Source organism: Streptomyces sp. UW30 (assembly GCF_008042075.1).
GTDB lineage: Bacteria > Actinomycetota > Actinomycetes > Streptomycetales > Streptomycetaceae > Streptomyces.
Map to the genome: position 1 here is coordinate 1 of NZ_RDBN01000064.1, position 1,694 is coordinate 1,694.

Genomic DNA, 1,694 nt, shown 5'->3' on the forward strand with positions numbered 1-1,694 from the left:
CCGCATGACCTTCGCCGGCTGCTCGACCTGCTCCGTCACCGGGATCTCGCGGGAGTCCTCGTCTCCGTTGCCGCCGGTGAGCGCCATCCCGTCCTGGCCCACGACCAGGATCTGGGGGTTCTCGGGCGACCTTTCGTTCCTCGGCATCTCCATGCCGCCATTCTCTCGCACCCGTACAGCTCATCATCGTGGTGCCCCCGGTGTGGGGTGATCCACCGTTTACGTCCCCACTGTTTTCGTCAGGAGCCGGGCGGTGCGGCGAGGCGCGTGAGGCGGGCCTCGCAGATGTCGAGCCGGCGGCTCTCCGCCTCGGCGTGGAAGACGCGCTGCTCCAGCACGAGGAGCCGGGCCATCTCGTCGGGGTGCTCGTGCGCCCGCGCCGGCGCCTCGGCCCGCTGCCGTACACAGGCGTCCAGAGCCTGGGCCACATGCCGGCGCTGCGCCTGGACGACCTCATGTACGTCGACGCCGGGCGCCGCCACCGCCATGACCAGCTTGATCGCCGGCTCGTCCCGCGGCGGGCCGACCCGCTCCACCGGCCGCGCGAACCAGGCCCGCAGCTCGGCGCGGCCCGCCTCCGTCAGCGTGTACAGCACCCGCCCCGCCTCGTCCGCGCCGTCCTGGACGACCATGCCGTCCCGTTCCAGCCGGCCGAGGGTCGTGTGGACCTGCCCGATGTTCAGCGGCCAGGTACCGCCCGTGCGCGCCTGGAACTCGGTGTGCAGCCGGGAGCCGTGGCGAGGGCCCGGTTCCAGGAGCGCCGGCAGCCCGTGTCGTATCGGCATAACCGGATTGTGCGCCGGATTGAGTCGGGTGGCGGAGTCCGAAATGCCGGGTGCACCAGGTGCTGTGAGGGTTGTTCCATGACTTCTTGGCTGGGGGTGGTGCGGGGGCGTACGCGAGCGGCTGCGAGTGGGCCGCGCGCCTCGTCGTGGCCGGCGGGGACACTGACCGTGGTGGTGACCGGGCTGGCCGTCGGGCTGTGGGGCGCCGGGGTGTCGTACGGGCTCGATGACCCGCATGGTGCGGCCCCGTCCGGGTCGTCCTCCGGTTCCGCGGGCGTGGGCTGGTCGTCCGGGTTTCCCTGGGAGGCCGGGGGTGCGCCGACGGCTGCCTCCGGGACGTCGCCGCCGAGCGCCGCGGCCGAGGGCGAGGACATGGGCGAAGGCAGGGGCGAGGCCGAGGGCGAGCCTTCCTCCGGGCCTCCGGGGCAGGACGAGAAGCCGTCCGGCTCCACGGCCTCGCCTGCGGAGACATCCGGGGAATCCGGCGAGTCCGGCGAGTCCGCGGACTCCGGAGAGTCTGGGGAGCAGTCGTCACAGGAGCCGTCTGACGAGCGTTCCGAGACGGCGGTGAAGCGGCCCAGGACGTCGGCCACGCCCACCGCTCATGGGCCCGCCGCGTCCTCTCCCGACCCCTCCGACAAGCCCTCACGGGCCGGGAGCCGGGCGGGAGAGGGACGGGAGCGGCCCGGGCGGGAGAAGGGGCCGCTGGAGGACGAGGAGGCGGCGCGGGACAGGCCGGACGGCGGCGAGCGGGCCGACGAGGGACACGGTTCCGGGCGGCCGGAGGCGGAGGACGAGGGGGAGGGGGACGACGACGGGGGCGGCGTGCCCGAGAGCTCGGACGCCGCCGACGCCGCCACCCAGGACCCGGTGCCCTCCATCCCACCGAACCGCCCCGCACTGCACCCC

2 protein-coding genes and 1 pseudogene are annotated in these 1,694 nt (G+C 74.3%); 1 reads left to right on the plus strand and 2 read right to left on the minus strand.

From position 1 onward, the window contains the following. Nucleotides 1-153: pseudogene (locus EAO75_RS43610) on the minus strand (bacterial proteasome activator family protein); the annotation flags it as partial. 86 nt (nucleotides 154-239) lie between these two features. Then, entirely contained in the window at nucleotides 240-785 is a 546-nt protein-coding gene (locus EAO75_RS43615; RefSeq protein ID WP_148000693.1) for a PadR family transcriptional regulator, read from the minus strand. Nucleotides 786-863: 78 nt separating this feature from the next. Here EAO75_RS43615 and EAO75_RS43620 point away from each other — a divergent pair. Beyond that, a partial coding sequence (locus tag EAO75_RS43620; protein ID WP_410092888.1) for a hypothetical protein occupies nucleotides 864-1,694 on the plus strand: 831 nt, incomplete at its 3' end.

Excerpts from the sequence above, each read along its gene's own strand:
- EAO75_RS43615 (WP_148000693.1), bottom strand. The coding sequence starts at position 785 with ATGCCGATACGACACGGGCTGCCGGCGCTCCTGGAACCGGGCCCTCGC.